This is a genomic window from Lysinibacillus mangiferihumi (genome assembly GCF_003049665.1).
Lineage (GTDB): Bacteria > Bacillota > Bacilli > Bacillales_A > Planococcaceae > Lysinibacillus > Lysinibacillus mangiferihumi.
The window spans coordinates 1-19,616 of record NZ_PYWM01000043.1; the positions used below are offsets into that span (position 1 = coordinate 1).

Sequence of the window (19,616 nt, forward strand, 5' to 3'; positions counted from 1 at the left end):
GATGAGGTAGATAGGTTCGAGGTGGAAGTGTGGTGACACATGGAGCTGACGAATACTAATCGATCGAGGACTTAACCAAAAAGTTTGAAACATTCAATGAACCGTTTATCCAGTTTTGAAAGAACAACTCTTTCATAAAAGGGTTTCAAGATACGAGTAGTTCGCGGAAGCAATTGAGAGAAGGAAGGAGCGTACATCTGTACGTGACTGACTGAACGAATGAAGCTGACAAAGAAATACGATGTATATTGAAAGCTGTGAGAGCTTCAAGACACAAGTAGAACAAGGAAGCAAACGAGTGATTGAAGGAGCGTACCTTTTTACGTGACTGATTGAACGAGAGAAGCTGACGCAGTAATACGCCGTGTATTGGAGGTCGAATATAGTCTAGTGATGATGGCAAAGAGGTCACACCCGTTCCCATACCGAACACGGAAGTTAAGCTCTTTAGCGCCGATGGTAGTTGGGGGCTTCCCCCTGTGAGAGTAGGACGTCGCTAGGCACACAAAGCAGTCAGCATATTGCTGGCTGTTTTTTGTCTATTTTTAGCTTTCGAAAACGATTTCAATAAAATTGTAAGCGTTCTTATGAGTCCATTAGTGCTATTATTTTTTCAAATTGTGTGAAAAAATAAGTGAAAATAAATATGCTAACTATTAATTCTATCAATAATGTTTTGATGTTTAATTTTTTCTTGGTAGCTGATTGTTTTACAGAAAAATATTTTAAAAAGAGATATTTCAGCATTAAATATAGAAAACTGGTTTTAAAAATGAATAATTAGGTATAAGTTTGGACAAACTAAAAAATCTGAATTGTCTTTCTTTTATAAGTTTCTTGACAGTAGCATGACACGTTGTTAATCTTACAATTAATATTCTTTTAACTATAGGAGGAAGTTACGAAAATGTGGGAATCTAAATTTGCCAAAGAAGGTTTAACTTTTGATGATGTATTATTAGTACCAGCTCATTCAGAAGTACTACCGAAAGATGTTGATTTATCAGTTCAACTTACACCAAAGATTAAATTAAATATTCCAATGGTCAGTGCAGGTATGGATACAGTTACAGAATCTAAGATGGCTATTGCTATGGCACGTCAAGGTGGTATCGGTATTATCCATAAAAATATGGGCATAGATGAGCAAGCGGAACAAGTTGAAAAAGTAAAACGTTCTGAAAATGGTGTTATTACAAACCCATTCTTCTTAACTCCGACTCACCAAGTTTTTGATGCTGAACATTTAATGGGTAAATACCGAATTTCAGGTGTACCAATTGTGGATAGTATGGAAAACCAAAAGCTAGTAGGAATTATTACAAATCGTGATTTACGTTTTATTTCTGATTACTCTTTAAAAATTGAAGATGTAATGACAAAAGAAGATTTGATTACGGCTCCTGTTGGAACGACTTTAGAGGATGCGGAAAAGATTCTTCAACAATATAAAATCGAAAAACTTCCTATTGTAGATGAAGAAGGTAAGTTAACTGGTTTAATTACAATTAAGGATATCGAAAAAGTAATTGAGTTCCCGAATGCTGCAAAAGATGTACATGGTCGTTTATTAGTAGGAGCAGCTGTAGGTGTATCTAAAGATACAATGATTCGCATTGAGAAGCTTGTTGAAGCACAGGTGGATATCGTAGTAATCGATACAGCTCACGGTCACTCAGAGGGTGTACTACAAACAATTCGCTCTATCCGCGAAGCATACCCAGAATTAGAAATTATTGCTGGTAACGTGGCAACTGGAGAGGGAGCGCGTGCATTATTTGAAGCTGGTGCAGATGTAGTGAAGGTTGGTATTGGACCAGGATCAATTTGTACAACACGAGTTGTTGCAGGTGTAGGTGTACCTCAAATTACAGCCATTTATGATTGTGCTACAGTAGCGCGTGAATTAGGTAAAACAATTATTGCCGATGGTGGTATTAAATACTCTGGAGACATCGTAAAAGCTCTTGCAGCAGGCGGTAATATCGTAATGCTTGGCTCACTTCTTGCAGGTACTTCTGAATCTCCAGGAGATACTGAAATTTTCCAAGGTCGTCGCTTCAAAGTTTACCGTGGTATGGGATCTATTGGCGCAATGGAAAAAGGTTCAAAAGATCGCTATTTCCAAGAAGATGCAAAAAAACTAGTACCAGAGGGAATTGAAGGTCGACTTCCTTATAAAGGACCTCTAGCAGATACAGTTTATCAATTGATTGGTGGTATCCGAGCAGGTATGGGTTATTGTGGTGCTCCTAACCTTGAATATTTACGTGACAACGCTCAGTTTGTCCGTATGACAGGTGCAGGTCTTCGTGAATCACATCCACATGATGTTCAAATTACAAAAGAATCACCGAACTATTCAATGTAATATATTTCAAGCAACTTTTATGCTCTCTTATCGTCTACAAAGATGATAAGAGGGCATTTTTTATGAGATAGATTGCGCACCTACTAGGATATCTATGATAAAATGTCGAGGACAAGATTATTTTTTGGAGGGCAATAAAGGTGAAAAAAACAACGAACACCGTATTACGTTTGCTCCTAATTCCTGTTCTATTATTTAGTATATTTGCAGGTGTTCCTGCAAAAGCAAATGCAGAAACAGATTTAGGGCTGACGGTTGATGCTGCGATTTTAATAGACGCAGATTCAGGAAAAATTTTATATGAACAAAATGCAGATACTTCACTAGGTATCGCTAGTATGACGAAGATGATGACGGAGTACCTACTACTGGACGCAATTGATGCAGGTACGGTGAAATGGGATCAGGAATATCATGTGACGGATTATACGTATCGTATGTCTCAAAACCGTGCATTAAGTAATGTACCGTTACGAAGAGACGGATCATATACAATTCGTGAACTATATGAGGCAATGGCTATCTACTCTGCTAATGCAGCTACAGTGGCGATTGCAGAAACAATTGCTGGTACTGAAACTGAGTTTTTAAAATTAATGAACAAAAAGGCAGAAGAGCTTGGCCTAGAAGGCTATAAGTTTGTAAATGCTTCAGGTCTTAACAATGCTGATTTATTTGGTATGCACCCAGCAGGTACTGGTCCAGAAGATGAGAATGTAATGCCTGCTAAATCTGTAGCAAAATTAGCCTATCATTTATTAAAAGATCATCCAAAGGTTTTAGAGACATCTAAAATAACAAAAAAGATATTCCGTGAAGGAACAGATGACGCGATTGAAATGTCAAACTGGAACTTTATGTTACCAGGTCTAGTATTCCAATATGAAGGCGTAGATGGCCTAAAAACAGGTACTACTAACTTTGCAGGGCATTGCTTCACTGGTACTGCAGAACGCAATGGGACACGTCTAATTGCAGTCGTAATGAAAGCTGTCGATGCAAAAGGAGAAGGCTCTTATAAAGCACGTTTTGATGCTACGGCTAAGTTATTTAATTATGGCTTCACACAATTTACAAAACATGAAATTATTCCAGCAAACTATAAGTTTAAAGACCAAAAGACTGTGAAAGTAACTAAAGGGCAAGAAGACAAAGTAGCTATTGCTGTGAAAGAACCAATTTCATTTATGGTGAAATCTTCTGAAAAGGATTTATATCAACCTAAATTAGTTTTAGATAAAAAAAGCCTTGAAGCTAAAGTTAAGAAAGATACAGTAGTAGGGAAGGTCGTTATAGAGCGCACAGAAGGCAAAGATTACGGCTTTATTGATGGTAAGGAGTTTACATCTGATGTCGTGACAACAGCGTCTGTAGAACGTGCTAGCGGTATTTCTCTATTCTTCCAAGGTATCGGTAACTTCTTCGGAAACTTATGGGGCGGCATTACTGATTTTGTTGGTGGATTATTTTAAAAACTAACTAGTAAGAACACGTTTATGTTTGAAAAAACATAGCGTGTTCTTTTTTTCACGTTTTACAGTCAATGTGCATACGCTAATAGGCGAAAGGATGTGGCTAAATGTGTGGAATTACCGGGTGGGCTAGTTTTAAAAAAGATTTACGAACAAGCGAGAGCATTGTGAAGTTAATGGCGCAAACATTAAGTAAACGGGGACCAGATGATGAAAATATTTGGTGTAATGAACATATCGCATTTGGCCACCGACGGTTAGCGGTCATTGACTTAATAGGTGGCAAGCAACCAATGGTGAAAAAACATGATGGCGTAACATATGTCATTACATATAATGGCGAACTGTATAATACCAAAGAATTGCGAAAAGAACTGCAAACAAGAGGACACGACTTTACAACCCAGTCAGATACAGAAGTATTATTAACTGCGTATATTGAGTGGAAAGAACAGTGTGTGAACTATCTAAATGGCATTTTTGCATTTGGTGTGTGGGATGAACAAACGGCATCGCTCTTTCTGTGTCGTGATCGTCTAGGTGTAAAGCCTCTGTATTACACTGAGCAACAAGAAGGATTACTATTTGCTTCGGAGGTCAAGGCATTATTTGCACATCCAGCAGTCCAACCAATTGTTAATAGGGAAGGGCTTGCGACAATCATGGCTGTAGGACCATCTAAACCGCCCGGAAAGTCGCTGTTCCATAATATTCATGAGCTACGACCAGGATACGCAATGCGGTATTCAAAAGAAGGATTACGTATATGGCAATACTGGCAACTTCAAAGTAAAAAACATGAAGAATCATTAGAAGAAACGATTGACCATGTACGGTATTTACTAACCGATGCTATTGAGCGTCAGCTAGTATCAGATGTACCAATTTGTACATTCCTTTCTGGAGGGCTTGATTCCAGTATTATTACTGGAATTGCGGCAAACAGCTTTCAACAACAAAAGAAAGGTAAACTCCACACATACTCTATCGACTATGAGGACAATGAACGTTTCTTTAATCCGCATGCTTTTCAAAATTCAACGGATACCTATTGGATACAAAAAATGAAAGACTCGTTTGATACAACACATCATGCGGAGCAAATTAGCCAACAACAGTTAATTGACTTGTTGAAAGAAGCTGTCTTTGTAAGAGATGCACCTGGTATGGCTGATGTTGACTCATCCTTACTATGGTTTTGCCGAGAAATAAAAAAAGATTTTACGGTTGCTTTATCAGGGGAATGTGCCGATGAAATATTCGGTGGTTATCCATGGTTCAAAGAAAGAGCGACTGGTTTCCCTTGGATTCGTTCATTACCCGAAAGAACAGCTATGTTACGCGAGGAATGGCGTACAAAGTTAGCTGTTGAAAATTACGCGCAGCATGTTTATGAACAAACGATTGGTGAAGTACCTTATTTAGAAGGGGAAAGTACAGACGCAGCTCAACATCGTGAAATGTTTTATTTAAACACGGTATGGTTTATGCAAACATTGCTAGAACGGAAAGATCGGATGAGTATGGGTGCGAGTCTTGAGGTGCGCGTGCCATTTGCAGATCATCGGCTTGTGGAATACGCATGGAATATTCCTTGGGAAATGAAAAATTTAGACGGTATGGAAAAAGGTTTGCTTCGCAAGGCGATGTCGCATTTATTACCAGAGGAAGTATTATATCGAAAAAAAAATCCTTATCCAAAAACCTATCATCCGGTGTATACAGCAGGTGTTCAAAAATGGTTAACAGAAATTATGAACGATAAACATTCAGTTCTTCATGAATTTTTTGAACGACAAAAACTAGTGGAGTTAATTGACTCTGGAGGAAGTTCATTTAAAGAACCTTGGTATGGACAATTAATGGCGGGGCCACAACTGTTAGCCTATTTGGGGCAGATTGATACATGGTTTAAGTATTATAACATTCAACTAAAAGAAAATTAAAAAAAGCACAACCATCTTGTCACTTGAATCGTGATGGAGATGGTTGTTTCGTTTGTATTGCCCAACAATTCATTAACTTCTCAATGGATGACTCAATCTTGTGCACAGGAATACCGCCAAAGCCGAGTAAAAATTGAGCTTGTGTGGTCGTATTTTCATCAAGACGATAAGCTGATAATGGATAGATACCGATACCTGCATCATTGGCACTGTGCTGTAATTGTTGCTCGGATAATTCATGTTGAACATTGAGCAAGATATGCATACCTGCCTGCTCCCCAGTGATTTTTATTTGATTAGAATAATTTTCTAATATCGTCGTGAGCTTCTCATGCTTTTTCCGATATACTTTTCGCATACGATTTAAATGTTTTGAAAAATGTCCATCTCGCATGAAATTGGCTACAATGTGCTGATCGAACCTTGGTACTGTTGATGAATAATAATTAAAGACATCATTATAAGTAGCAAGTAGCTTAGGTGGTAGTACAAAATAGGCGACTCGCAAGGAAGGCATTAATGATTTGGTAAAAGTACTCATATAGATGACTTTATCATTGCGATCTAAAGCTTGTAGCGCTGGAATTGGTTTTCCAGTATAACGAAATTCCGAATCATAATCATCTTCAATGATATATCGTGATGGACTTTGAGCTGCCCAATTTAAAGCTTGTGCGCGCCTTGTGGCAGACAATACAGCGCCAGTAGGGAATTGGTGCGACGGCGTGATATAAACGACATTAGCAGTTGTTTTTTCTAGTTCATGAATAAGGATACCTTCATCATCTACTGTAATTGGACAAACCTGTCGTTTGTGTTGTAAAAACATCCGATGCACGGTCGGATAACCAGGGTTTTCGAGTGCAAAGCAAGTGTCTTCGTTGAAAAGACGCAAAATCATCGGGAGCAGTTGTTCTGTACCTGAACCAATTACAATTTGCTCTGGGCTGCAAATAACGCCGCGCGATTGATATAAGTAATTTGCAATCTCCGTACGTAACGCTAATTCTCCTTGTGGTTCCCCTGTCAATAATAATTCTTTGGAGGTATCATCAAAAAGTTCTTTTGCATATTTTCGCCACGTTTGAAATGGGAAGGCATCAATATCTATGGAACCAGGGTTAAAATCAATGGCATATGTTTTTTTTCGAGGTTGCTCTTTTAGCAGCATAGATGTGTCTTGCTGTATATAGGGTAGCTCATCAATATCCTCTACAAAATAACCGACCCGAGATTTTGATATTATATAACCCTCTGCAAGTAATTGGGCATAGGCAATTTCGATTGTTGTTTGAGAAATATTTAAAAAATCTGCCAATTTTCGTTTCGAAGGTAATTTTTCTCCGACCGTAATTTTCTTTGTAATAATCGCTTCTTTAATACCGCTATAAAGCTGATCATATAGCGGTTTTCCACCGTTTTTTTCAAGCTGAAATAAAAGCATATCCATGTTCGATTTTTCACCTGACCTTATAATTATTTTATAAACTGGATATTTTGATATGGTCAATTTCTATTATACTAAATTTCATCACAAAGGTGGAGGTAGAAAAGAATGAAGCAAACAGGAACAGAATTAGTAAAACGTGGGATGGCGGAAATGCAAAAGGGTGGCGTGATTATGGATGTCATTAATGCGGAGCAGGCGAAAATTGCTGAAGCAGCGGGTGCTGTGGCTGTGATGGCATTAGAGCGAGTGCCTTCAGATATACGAAAGGCAGGAGGAGTGGCACGCATGGCAGACCCTCGTATTGTAGAGGAGGTTATGGCGGCAGTCACAATTCCTGTTATGGCGAAAGCACGTATTGGTCATATCGTCGAAGCTCGCGTGTTAGAGGCAATGGGCGTTGATTATATTGATGAGAGTGAAGTGTTAACGCCAGCGGATGAGGAATATCATTTATTGAAGAGTGACTATACAGTGCCATTTGTATGCGGCTGTCGTGATTTAGGAGAAGCGGCTCGTCGTATCGGTGAAGGGGCATCTATGCTACGTACGAAAGGTGAGCCAGGTACAGGGAATATTGTAGAGGCTGTACGCCATATTCGTAAGGTCAATGCCCAAGTACGAAAAGTTGTCGGGATGACTGAGGATGAGTTAATGACTGAGGCAAAATTGCTTGGTGCTCCATTTGAATTATTACGAGAAATTAAAAAGCTTGGTCGATTACCAGTTGTAAACTTTGCCGCAGGTGGTGTTGCGACACCAGCAGACGCAGCATTAATGATGGAGTTAGGTGCTGATGGAGTATTTGTTGGCTCTGGTATTTTTAAATCGGAAAATCCTGAGAAATTTGCACGTGCCATTGTAGAAGCAACGACGCATTATAAAGATTATAAATTGATTGCAGAAATTTCAAAAGAGCTTGGTGTGCCGATGAAAGGTATTGATATTGCACAACTTAGTCAAAGTGAACGTATGCAAGAACGAGGCTGGTAATATGAAGAGAGTCGGTGTATTAGCATTACAGGGTGCTGTTAGAGAGCATGTACGAATGTTAGAGGAACTTGGTTGTCAAACGGTTTTAGTCAAGCATAAGGAGCATTTAGAAGGGCTTGATGGTCTTATATTACCAGGTGGAGAAAGTACAACAATGCGCAAGTTACTTGATCGCTATGAACTAATGGGACCCATTCGTTCACTTGCGCAAAAAGGAGTACCAATGTTCGGCACGTGTGCTGGGTTGATATTATTGGCAAAAGAAGTGGTTGATCATGATCCACATTTAGCTGTAATGGATGTTGTCGTTGCTCGAAATTCATATGGACGTCAAGTAGATAGCTTTGAAGTGAATTTAAATATCCAAGCGATTGGCGAAGCAATACCAGCTGTCTTTATACGCGCACCGCATATTGTATCAGTTGGGGAAGGTGTTGAAGTGCTAGCGGAGCATGACGGAAAAATTGTGCTAGCGCGAGATGGTCATTTACTTGGCTGTTCATTTCACCCTGAATTAACGACAGATTTGCGCATTGTCAAATATTTTGTGACGACTATGGTGTGACTTGCAAAATGTCGTTTCATATAGTACAGTATGGATAAAATTTAAATAATTGAACACGATGATGGGAAGTAGTAGCAAGCACGTTTTTTTTAGAGAGTCAGCGGGTGGTGGAAGCTGATAAAAGCACTTGTGAATCCGTCCTGGAGTTGCGCAGTCGAAGTGAATGAAGTAGGCTGTCGCCGGCTGAAATGCCGTTATGAGATAAGTGGACTAGGCAATATGTCTGGTCAATTAGGGTGGCAACGCGGGTAGCTCTCGTCCCTTTCATGGGATGAGGGCTTTTTTGTGTTCTATCTTATCTATAAATTCCCATCATTTATGAATCTACTACTGGAGGTATGAAGGATGTTAGATATTAAACGCGTCCGTGATAACTTCGCGGAAATTAAAGAAATGCTATTAACACGCAACGAAGATTTAGGAAACTTAGATGATTTTGAAGCTTTAGATACAAAACGTCGCGAATTAATCGCGAAAGCAGAAGAACTGAAAGCTGAACGAAATAAAGTATCTGAACAAATTTCTGTTATGAAACGTAATAAAGAAAATGCTGATGAAGTCATCGCACGTATGCGTCAAGTTGGCGATGAAATTAAAGAGCTAGATACACAACTCAATGAAGTAGAAGACCGTTTTAAAGATATGATGATGCGCTTACCAAACGTACCACATGAATCTGTGCCAGTCGGTACTACGGAAGACGACAATGTAGTGGAATATACGTGGGGAGAAGTACCAACTTTTGATTTTGATATTAAAGCACACTGGGATATCGCAACAGATTTACAAATTGTAGATTTTGAACGCGGTGCAAAAGTAGCGGGCAGTCGTTTCTTATTCTATCGTGGCTTAGGTGCTCGTTTAGAACGTGCATTAATGAGCTTTATGATGGATTTACATGCAGAAGAGCATGGTTATGAAGAAATGCTACCACCTGTTATTGTTAATCGAGATAGCTTAACGGGTACAGGTCAGCTACCTAAATTTGAAGAGGATGTATTTAAACTAGATGATACAGATTACTTTATGATTCCAACAGCAGAAGTACCTGTGACGAATTTCTATCGTGATGAAATTCTACCTATTGAAGTTTTACCACAAGGCTTTGCAGCGTATAGCGCTTGCTTCCGCTCAGAAGCGGGCTCTGCAGGTCGCGATACACGTGGCTTAATTCGTCAGCACCAATTTAATAAAGTAGAATTAGTCCGTTTTGTGAAACCAGAGGAATCTTATGAACAGCTAGAATTATTAACAGGTCACGCTGAAAAAGTATTGCAATTATTAGGCTTACCTTATCGTAAATTAAAAATGTGTACAGCTGATTTAGGCTTCACTGCTGCCAAAAAATATGATTTAGAAGTATGGATTCCAGCACAAAATATGTACCGTGAAATTTCTTCTTGCTCAAACTTTGAGGATTTCCAAGCGCGTCGTGCCAATATCCGCTTCCGCCGTGAGCCAAATGCTAAACCAGAATACGTACACACATTAAACGGTTCAGGTCTTGCTATTGGTCGAACAGTGGCTGCCATCCTTGAAAACTATCAGCAAGCCGACGGAAGCGTAGTCATTCCAGAGGTATTAGTTCCTTATATGGGCGGCAAAAAAGTCATTGCACCGAAGTAATTAGTAAAATTCTTCAAACTATCCATCCACACCAAAAAAGTGTTAGATTGACTACAGTCAATCTAACACTTTTTCTCTTTTGTTTTAGTTCTAAATCAGACCACAGAAGTGACTGTGTTTAGGTGATTTATACCCTATTGTATTTCAAGTGTATATGGTTGAGTACTAGCTTTGCCGTTTAATTCACTTACTTCAATATAGTAAGTTCCTTTGTCCAATTCAACTGTACCAACTTCAGGATCTTCAGCTCCGTAAAGATCAAATGTTCCCACTGTTTTTCCTTTTGCATCAATAATACGTATAACACCATCCAGTGCTTTTTCTGTTTGTAGAGAGAAGAATACATCGCGTTTGCTGTCAATATTTAATTCAAAGTAGTCTTTATCGCCAAACGGAACACCAGCATTTAAATATTGCGAAGCAACCCATTTGTTATCTTTTTTCGTAAGCTTAGATGGCTTTGTTGGTATACCATTGATTAATTCGGAATCCGTATCTTCATCGACTTGATTGTGTTTATACATGCTTAAAGTATATGGATGAATCGATACTTGTCCAAGGTTCATACCGTTAATAATAATAAAATAACCATGATTCTTTTTCGCTTTAAAAGAGGTATTAACATCTGTTGTGCCAAAAATACCGAGTAATTGTTCAATAATGTTATTGCCTTGTCCAAATTGAATTTCGGTTTCCAATTCTTTTGGATCAATTTCCATGTTGCCATTTGTATCTTCAATTATAGAACCTGAAAACTTAAAGGCATTTTGAAGCTCTTTAGGTAATTGATTTAGCTGTTCATTTGTCATAGGTACAGAAGAAACAAGAAGGCTCATGATTTCATCTTGACCCCGTTGTTTATAGTAGTAGTAATCAATATCATCTTGATAAATAATATGATCTTGATAGATTGTACCAGGTTGAACCGCTTGAGCATTTATTGTTGTGTTATTATCACTTTTATAATCTGATGGGATAGCTGCTAATTTACTTGTTTTAAGAGTATACGGTTCAGCCGAGCGAGCACCTTGATTCATTACTTTTACAACATAAGTTTTGTCCTTTTTCAACGCAACTGCCTTTGCATCATTGGCATTACTAGTTGAACCAAGAAGTAAACTTAGTAGACCCATATCATTACTTAATGAAGAAACTGCTAATAATTCATTTGTTTCCTCATCATATTCAAAAATAGTACCAGTTGGTATTTGATTCATGCCTTTTTTAACTTGGAAACCATATACTGCATCTTCTTTTGGCTTCAATAAGAAGTAATCTTCATCAAATTCTGTTTGGAAGTAAGCTTTTTTATCTTGACCAATGTCAAAAGGAACCGCTTGCCCCATAATTAGAGCTATGTCTTCCGGATTTCCCATAGCACCAGGATTCATAAACATATTGAATATATCATTTATTTGATTGTCTTTTTTTGCTTGATATTGAGTTAAAGGTAAAAGCTCATTTTCTACATCACCTTCTGGCATTTCCTCATTTAAAGGTAACCCGTCTTCATCTTCAGGAAGGGTAACGACTTCACCCTTTAAAGTATAAGGGATGATGGATTCACTTACCGTTTCTTCATTTTCAATGCCGCCGCTAAAGAACATATCAAGTGAAAAAGCGCTACTGCCTTGATTAGATACGTTTAATACATATTCTGCCCCAGGAATAGCGTCAACAATAAGGTTTACTCCGTCGCCTTTATCTGCGCTATAGCTTGTTTGAATTGGATAGGCCTCATACATTTCCTCATCATTACCGCCTTCTGCTGGTACAGCATCTAAGTCTTCCTTTAGATAAAGTTCCATAGAGGCTGTAACACCTGGAATACCAGACAAATCAAATCGCAGCGTTGTTGGTTCTTTTACTGAAAATGTGAAATAATCTTGGTCGCTTTGTTGATCTTTAGAAAGGAGGGTATAATTTTTCCCTTTTGTACTGAATGGGAACTGTTGAATGTTCTCCTTTTTGTCCATCTCTAATGAATCAATTGGTAAATCCTTCGTTGTTTGAGCAGTGAATACGTAGTTCGACTCACCCTTTAAGTTATAGCTGCCATTATAATCTTTAACCCCAACAAGCAGTGTTCCTTTTTGATCTGCTTTGTATAGGTATCCCTCTTGCTTTCCTACACGCACATCATTGACATGGATTGGGTCGACTTCCTCTTTGTTATCTGTAGGGTAGAAATACAATTCAAGAGCATAATCGTATTTGTTTGCACCCTTTAATGTCAGTTGAGCATATTCATTTGCATCTAAATCAACCTTGTACCATTTTTTTTCGTTTGGTTGTTTGAATTCACCTTTTTCTGAATTCAATGTATTCTTTGCAAGAACTTTGGCGTTTTTAATACGTTCTTCCGTTGTTTCTGAATACTCTTTCGGAAGATTATTGACATCAAACTGTAAAGCTTTCACCGGGTTGATAAGACCATGTCCATATGTAAGATCATAGCCTTTCTCACCTAGATTATTTGCGGTCATTTCGAGAATAGCTTCTACTTCACTAGGCTTTAAATTTGGATGTTTTGATTTTAGTAGGGAGGCAACACCTGCTACAACGGGAGCCGCCATTGATGTCCCACTAAATTTGACAAAGGATGATCCCTTTTTCTCATCGTGAACGGTACTGTATATTTCCTCACCTGGTGCTACCACGTCAACCGATGGACCATAGTTTGAATAGCTTGATAGTTTGTTGATATCATTTGTAGAACCTACGCTAATGACACCTTCGTAAGAAGCAGGGAAAGAATATTCATCTGTCGATTCATTTCCTGCTGCTGCTACAATCGTAATTCCTTTATCTATCGCTTGCTTAACAGCGTCTTTCATTAATGGAGATTCTCCATAACCACCAAGACTCATGTTAATAACATCAGCTCCCTGCTCAATGGCGTAAAGAATACCTTGTGCAATGACGAAATCATTGGCACCTTCTTCTCCGTTGAATACATCAATTGGAAGAAGCTTAGCATTTGGATTAATCCCATGTCCTCCTACATTATTATCTTTGGCTGCGCCAATAATGCCCGCTACATGTGTTCCATGGTCACCAGTATAAGTGGTATTGGCTGGTGCTGCGGCATTATACGGTGGAAGTACTTGAGATTTTAAATCAGGGTGTTTAAAATCCACACCAGAATCGATAACTGCTACTTTTACTTCATGATTACCTGCTAACTCTAGTGCCTTATCCATTTGAAGTAAGTTTAAATGATACATATCTTTTTTCTTTGGATCTGCTCCGTTAGCAAAGGAATGATAAACGTAGCTTGGGGATACACTTTTAACTCCGTCTTGCTTTGCATAATAAGAAACTGCTTTTTCTAAAGAAATTCCCTTTTTCAGTTGGATAACATCATATCCTAATGATGGAATAGATCGTATTACTTTTGAGCCAATGTTTTTATGTGCGTTCTTAGCAAGACCTGTATGCTTGACGATAATGGTATCTTTACTAATCCATTCCTTATCATTTTTTACATACTTTAATGCTTGTTCCTTATTGCTAGCTATAAGACTTTTCTCTACTTCTGTGCGCTGTGCTGTTTTTTCTGGTGCTGTAGCATAGGCAGAAGCAGCAGGAACCATTAGTGAAGCTGACGCTACTAAAGCAATTGATTTCTTCATCCATTTTTTCAATTGTTCTCTCTCCCATGATGTTTTATTTATTCTATATCTATACGAATGAAACATGGAAAAGTTTCGGATAAAAGGATAATTTCGGTCTCGTTTCCTGATTTGTCCCGAATATTAGAGACTAGAAAAAGGTACCCCATAAATTTTGAGGTACCTTTTTCATGTTGAAAGAAAATGCTCTAGTAAACACCACTTATTGTGGCTCACTAGATTCTGCCATTTTACGTGCTTTTTTCTCAGCTTTTTTTCGTTCGCGTAATGCTCTAAAAAAATCGGTTAAAATTTGTCCGCATTCTTCAGCTAATATACCTTCCGTTACATCACAGTCATGGTTGAAGCGTGCATCATTTAATAAATGATAGAGTGAATCGACACAGCCAGCTTTTATGTCCCGTGCGCCGTATACAACACGTGGCACTCGCGACTGCAAAATAGCCCCTGCACACATAGGGCAAGGTTCCAGTGTGACATAAAGTGTTGTTTGTTCAAGACGCCAACTACCCAGTTTTTTACATGCTTCTTGAATCACCATTAATTCGGCATGCGTAGTTGCATTTTGAGTTGTTTCACGTAGATTATGCGCGCGCGCAATAATTTCTCCTTCATATACAAGAACGGCCCCTATTGGTACCTCACCAAGCAAAGCAGCTTTTTTTGCTTCCTCTAAAGCTTGGTTCATAAATATGCGGTCTTTTTCAAAAATATCCACTAGAATCTCTCCTTAAGAGTAGTGTATCATGCGGGTGACGTTTTGTATTTTGCTTTGAATTGACATTCCTAAAATAACCCTATATATTTATATATGAACACATGCTCATATATAAATAAACTATAGGAGGAACGGAAAATGGATGAACAAGTTAAACAGATTGAAATAGAAAGTGGTAATGGCCAGCACTTAGATGAGGAAACGCTATTTGTTGTTTCTCAAACGTTTAAAGCATTGAGTGATCCAACAAGAATACGGATTTTAAATTTATTATGTTCAGATGAGCACTCGGTTAACGACATTGCTGAAATATTAGACTTAAGTCAGTCAACGGTATCCCATCAATTACGATTTTTAAAAAATTTACGATTAGTAAAATTCAGGAGGGAAGGAACAAGCTTATATTATTCAAAAGATGATGACCACATTATGAATTTATTGAAGCAAGCAATTGAACACGCTACGCACAACTAATTGTATGAATTAATATTTGGAGGGGAAAACGATGGGGCATAATCACGATCACGGTCATGATCATACACATGGTGCAAATAAAAAGGTGCTTTTACTATCCTTTATCATCATTACGAGTTATATGGTGATTGAAGCAATTGGTGGGTTCTTAACAAATAGTTTGGCGCTTTTATCGGATGCTGGACATATGTTAAGTGACTCGATTTCTTTAGCCATTGCACTTCTTGCTTTTATTTTTGGAGAGAAAGCAGCTAGCTTTAGTAAAACATATGGTTATAAAAGGTTTGAAATATTAGCTGCAGTGTTAAATGGTGTAACATTAATTTTAATTGCGTTATTTATTTTCTATGAAGCCATTGAGCGTTTTGCAAATCCACCAGAAGTAGCAACAACAGGTATGCTTATTATTAGTGTAATTGGTTTGTTAATTAATATAGTAGTGGCTTGGATTATGATGCGGGGTGGAGATACGGAAGACAATTTAAACATGCGCGGTGCATTTTTACATGTTCTTAGTGATATGCTTGGTTCTGTCGGTGCCATCATTGCTGCCTTAGTCATTATGTTTTTCGGCTGGGGCTGGGCCGATCCACTTGCCAGTGTTATTGTTGCAATATTAGTACTACGTAGTGGATATTTTGTGACAAAGTCTGCTATCCATGTTCTTATGGAAGGAACACCTTCAAATGTCGACGTTCAGGAAATCATTCAAATAATGGAACAAACTGAAGGTGTGCAAAGTATTCATGATCTTCATATTTGGACGATAACTAGCGGAACAAATGCATTGTCCTGTCATGCAGTTGTAGATGACCAGCTAAACATTGGAGAAAGTGAGCATATTTTACGTGAAATTGAACATAATCTTGAACATAAGGGCATAAAGCATATAACGATTCAATTGGAAACCGCAGCGAACCGCCATGGTGAATCAATTTTATGTAATCTAAAGAGTGAGCCAGTTCATCACGATCACCATTAATTATAAAAAAATAAAACGCCTATTTACATACCCTTCGTGGGTATAGTATGATATTAGCAAATAGGAGGTGAAGAATTTGGAGGACACAGTGAAAAGTGATGCTTGTCATACAGAGGAAACTGCATCGTGTCGAAAAAGTCATCACCCTGAGCGCGTGAAAAAGGATTTAACGACTCGCTTAAATCGAGTAGAAGGTCAAATCCGAGGTATTAAGGGAATGATTGAAAAAGACGTTTACTGTGATGATATCATCACGCAACTGTCTGCCACGCAATCAGCTTTGAATAGCGTAGCGAAAATTTTATTAGAAGGTCATTTAAAAGGCTGTGTCGTAGATCGCCTATCTGAAGGCGATGAAGCGGTTCTAGATGAGTTAGTCGTGACCATTCAAAAATTAATGAAAAAATAATTTTACGGGTAGTTACTCTTATATAGCATGTACATTAAATTTAAAGGAGAGATATTTATGCAAAATGTAACATTAAACGTACAAGGAATGTCATGTGGACATTGTGTCAATGCAGTGGAAAAAAGTGTCGGCGCATTAGCTGGTGTAGAACAAGTAACAGTAAATTTAGCAGATGGTTTGGTAGATGTCGCATTTGACGATGCCAAAGTATCACTTGCGCAAATTAAAGAAACGATTGACGATCAAGGCTACGAGGTAGAATAAGATCAATAGGGTGCTCACAAGGCACTCTATTATTTTCAAATCTATATACCCCTATATGGTATAGAAAGAGGTGGGAAGTTAATGCGTTCTGAATTGAAGGAAACGAACCTACAAATTACTGGCATGACTTGCGCAGCGTGTGCTACGCGTATTGAGAAAGGCTTAAAAAAAATGGAGGGTGTCGAGCAAGCAACCGTAAACTTAGCGCTTGAAAAATCCTCTATAAAATATGATCCAGCAATATTGAGTGAAGTAGACTTTGAAAAGAAAATCGAAGCGTTAGGCTATGGCGTCGTAAAACAGAAAGCGGAACTTGATATTACAGGTATGACGTGTGCTGCATGTGCCACTCGTATTGAGAAAGGTTTAAATAAGCTTTCAGGTGTTTCTACAGCAACTGTAAACTTGGCACTTGAAAAAGCATCCATCGAATTTAATCCAACAGAGGTTTCTGTATCGGACATTATCGGCAAGGTTGAGAAACTGGGATATGGTGCTCATCAAAAAGCGGATGAGCGAGCAACTGAAGATTATCGAGAAAAGGCAATAAAACAACAGCAACAAAAATTTCTTTTTTCAGCTATTCTTTCGCTACCATTACTGTGGACGATGGTTGCTCACTTTTCATTGACATCGTTTTTATATGTCCCCGATTTTTTAATGAATCCTTGGGTGCAATTAGTGTTAGCTACACCAGTTCAATTTATTATTGGGAAACAATTTTATGTAGGTGCATATAAAGCTTTACGCAATGGCAGTGCTAATATGGATGTCCTTGTCGTTATGGGGACTTCAGCAGCTTATTTTTACAGCGTTTATCAAGCCATTGTTACAGTTAATTCACATCATGGACCGCATCTATACTTTGAAACGAGTGCCGTTTTAATTACGTTAATTCTATTAGGTAAATTATTCGAAGCAAAGGCAAAAGGGCGTTCATCAGAAGCGATTAAAAAGCTAATGGGTCTGCAAGCGAAATCTGCGATAGTTGTGCGAGATGGAGTAGAAAAAGAAGTCCCATTAGAAGAAGTTGTGATTGGTGATATTTTATTAGTTAAACCAGGTGAAAAAATTCCTGTAGATGGTGAAGTAGTAGAAGGTACAACAGCCGTTGATGAATCAATGCTAACAGGGGAAAGTCTTCCAGTAGATAAAAAACAAGGGGATGTATTATACGGTTCAACAATTAATAAAAATGGCTTTGTGAAAATGTCAGCAACCAAAGTTGGTCGAGACACAGCTCTTGCTCAAATTATTAAAGTTGTAGAAGATGCACAAGGTTCAAAAGCCCCCATACAACGTTTAGCTGACCAAATTTCGGGTATATTCGTGCCGATTGTTGTTGCTATTGCGATCGTGACATTCCTTGTTTGGATTTTATGGGTAAAACCTGGTGAATTTACACCTGCACTAGAAGTGTTAATTGCAGTTCTTGTTATTGCTTGTCCTTGTGCGCTAGGCTTAGCAACACCGACCTCTATTATGGCAGGTTCTGGTCGCGCCGCTGAATTTGGGATTTTGTTTAAAGGTGGCGAGCATTTAGAACAAACGCAACGCATTGATACAGTTGTTGTCGATAAAACAGGAACCGTAACACACGGCAAACCGATATTAACAGACGTTGTACTAGCAACGGGGCAAGAAGAAGCATCCTTTCTTTCATTGATTGGGGCAGCAGAGAAACAATCCGAACATCCGCTAGCACAAGCCATTGTGCAAGGAATTGAAGAACGAAGTATCGCACTTGGCGATGTTCAATTTTTTGAGGCCATTCCAGGTTACGGCGTGCAAGCAACCGTTTCTGGTCAAGGTGTGGTAATCGGGACACGTAAATTAATGCAACAATATGATATAGATATTCAGAATATATTGCCGACAATGGAGACCTTAGAGGAAAACGGTAAAACCGCTATGTTGGCTGCTATAAACGGTCAATATGCTGGCCTTGTTGCTGTTGCAGATACGGTAAAAGATACGTCAAAAGAAGCCATTCGTCGTTTACAGGATATGGGTATTACAGTCATTATGATGACGGGTGATAACGAACGGACTGCGCAAGCAATCGGTCAGGAAGTTGGGGTTAACCATGTTATCGCAGAAGTACTTCCAGAAGGAAAAGCGGATGAAGTGAAAAAACTGCAAGCTACAGGCAAAAACGTTGCGATGGTTGGTGATGGCATTAATGATGCACCAGCATTAGCAACTGCCAATATTGGGATGGCCATAGGAACTGGTACGGATGTGGCAATGGAGGCTGCTGATATTACGCTTATTCGTGGTGATTTAACTAGCATTGCGGATGCCATTATTATGAGTCGTAAAACAATGCGCAATATTAAGCAAAATCTATTTTGGGCATTTGCATATAATACATTAGGGATTCCAATTGCAGCTATGGGCCTACTTGCACCTTGGGTAGCGGGTGCAGCTATGGCATTCAGCTCAGTGTCCGTCGTGTTAAATGCCTTACGTTTACAACGAGTAAAATTATAGTGCCAGTCACCCAAACAATTCTCAAACAATTCTCTAAGTAGATTTTTACTAAAACGCGTCCGTAGAATGGACGTTACTTGTGCAGAGCGGAAAGAGTCCACCTAGCGGAAATATGCACAGTATTTGCTGGCTAAAGTTAGGCCCACTAAGGTGGGTCTTTTTTGTTGCATGGAGCTATAAGTTTGTTAGATATCTATCAACTGGGCAGTTCAAATAATGTT

At 38.6% G+C, this 19,616-nt stretch carries 14 protein-coding genes, 1 rRNA gene and 1 other annotated feature; of the genes, 12 read left to right on the forward strand and 3 right to left on the reverse strand.

All coding sequences use genetic code 11. From position 1 onward, the window contains the following. The first annotated feature begins 386 nt into the window (after nucleotides 1-386). The 4 genes from rrf to asnB all read left to right on the forward strand — a co-directional run bounded on the left by rrf (nucleotide 387) and on the right by asnB (nucleotide 5,789). Nucleotides 387-502: ribosomal RNA gene (gene rrf / locus C9J37_RS24600) — 5S ribosomal RNA — on the forward strand. A 405-nt stretch (nucleotides 503-907) separates the two neighbouring features. Beyond that, nucleotides 908-2,371 (forward strand): IMP dehydrogenase, encoded by a 1,464-nt coding sequence (gene guaB / locus C9J37_RS24605; protein WP_024362932.1) that lies wholly within the window; start codon nucleotides 908-910, stop codon nucleotides 2,369-2,371. A 140-nt stretch (nucleotides 2,372-2,511) separates the two neighbouring features. Further along, entirely contained in the window at nucleotides 2,512-3,843 is a 1,332-nt protein-coding gene (locus C9J37_RS24610) for a D-alanyl-D-alanine carboxypeptidase family protein (RefSeq protein ID WP_107897517.1), read from the forward strand. Between the two features lie 107 nt (nucleotides 3,844-3,950). After that, nucleotides 3,951-5,789, forward strand: a complete 1,839-nt coding sequence (asnB, locus tag C9J37_RS24615) for an asparagine synthase (glutamine-hydrolyzing) (protein WP_107897518.1) — start codon at nucleotides 3,951-3,953, stop codon at nucleotides 5,787-5,789. 19 nt (nucleotides 5,790-5,808) lie between these two features. Here asnB and pdxR read toward each other — a convergent pair whose 3' ends face one another. After that, a complete protein-coding gene (gene pdxR, locus C9J37_RS24620; protein ID WP_107897519.1) occupies nucleotides 5,809-7,239 on the reverse strand; it encodes a MocR-like pyridoxine biosynthesis transcription factor PdxR in 1,431 nt (476 codons plus the stop codon). A gap of 105 nt (nucleotides 7,240-7,344) precedes the next feature. Here pdxR and pdxS point away from each other — a divergent pair, with 105 nt between their 5' ends. From pdxS to serS, 3 genes are all read left to right on the forward strand, one after another. Next, the gene (gene pdxS, locus C9J37_RS24625) at nucleotides 7,345-8,229 is read left to right on the forward strand and encodes a pyridoxal 5'-phosphate synthase lyase subunit PdxS (protein WP_024362936.1); all 885 of its coding nucleotides are present in this window, start codon (nucleotides 7,345-7,347) and stop codon (nucleotides 8,227-8,229) included. Nucleotide 8,230: 1 nt separating this feature from the next. Further along, nucleotides 8,231-8,794 carry a pyridoxal 5'-phosphate synthase glutaminase subunit PdxT gene (pdxT, locus tag C9J37_RS24630; protein WP_107897520.1) on the forward strand — a complete coding sequence of 188 codons (564 nt, stop codon included), beginning with the start codon at nucleotides 8,231-8,233 and terminating at the stop codon, nucleotides 8,792-8,794. A 49-nt stretch (nucleotides 8,795-8,843) separates the two neighbouring features. Then, nucleotides 8,844-9,060, forward strand: a binding site (T-box leader). Nucleotides 9,061-9,139: 79 nt separating this feature from the next. Continuing rightward, nucleotides 9,140-10,420 carry a serine--tRNA ligase gene (gene serS / locus C9J37_RS24635; RefSeq protein WP_107897521.1) on the forward strand — a complete coding sequence of 427 codons (1,281 nt, stop codon included), beginning with the start codon at nucleotides 9,140-9,142 and terminating at the stop codon, nucleotides 10,418-10,420. A gap of 134 nt (nucleotides 10,421-10,554) precedes the next feature. Here the strand turns inward: serS and C9J37_RS24640 are convergent, their stop codons facing one another. Further along, nucleotides 10,555-14,067, reverse strand: a complete 3,513-nt coding sequence (locus C9J37_RS24640) for a S8 family peptidase (protein ID WP_107897522.1) — start codon at nucleotides 14,065-14,067, stop codon at nucleotides 10,555-10,557. A 190-nt stretch (nucleotides 14,068-14,257) separates the two neighbouring features. Beyond that, complete coding sequence (tadA, locus tag C9J37_RS24645) at nucleotides 14,258-14,773, reverse strand: tRNA adenosine(34) deaminase TadA (RefSeq protein WP_024362940.1); 516 nt, start codon at nucleotides 14,771-14,773, stop codon at nucleotides 14,258-14,260. 138 nt (nucleotides 14,774-14,911) lie between these two features. On the opposite strand from tadA, the gene C9J37_RS24650 reads away from it, so the two are divergent. The 5 genes from C9J37_RS24650 to C9J37_RS24670 all read left to right on the forward strand — a co-directional run bounded on the left by C9J37_RS24650 (nucleotide 14,912) and on the right by C9J37_RS24670 (nucleotide 19,395). Further along, the gene (locus tag C9J37_RS24650) at nucleotides 14,912-15,247 is read left to right on the forward strand and encodes an ArsR/SmtB family transcription factor (RefSeq protein WP_107897523.1); all 336 of its coding nucleotides are present in this window, start codon (nucleotides 14,912-14,914) and stop codon (nucleotides 15,245-15,247) included. A gap of 31 nt (nucleotides 15,248-15,278) precedes the next feature. After that, complete coding sequence (locus C9J37_RS24655) at nucleotides 15,279-16,229, forward strand: cation diffusion facilitator family transporter (protein WP_107897524.1); 951 nt, start codon at nucleotides 15,279-15,281, stop codon at nucleotides 16,227-16,229. A gap of 76 nt (nucleotides 16,230-16,305) precedes the next feature. After that, a complete protein-coding gene (locus C9J37_RS24660) occupies nucleotides 16,306-16,638 on the forward strand; it encodes a metal-sensitive transcriptional regulator (RefSeq protein ID WP_107897525.1) in 333 nt (110 codons plus the stop codon). A gap of 57 nt (nucleotides 16,639-16,695) precedes the next feature. After that, nucleotides 16,696-16,902 (forward strand): copper chaperone CopZ, encoded by a 207-nt coding sequence (gene copZ, locus C9J37_RS24665; RefSeq protein WP_107897526.1) that lies wholly within the window; start codon nucleotides 16,696-16,698, stop codon nucleotides 16,900-16,902. A gap of 81 nt (nucleotides 16,903-16,983) precedes the next feature. Next, nucleotides 16,984-19,395 (forward strand): heavy metal translocating P-type ATPase, encoded by a 2,412-nt coding sequence (locus C9J37_RS24670; RefSeq protein WP_107897527.1) that lies wholly within the window; start codon nucleotides 16,984-16,986, stop codon nucleotides 19,393-19,395. Nucleotides 19,396-19,616 lie beyond the last annotated feature (221 nt).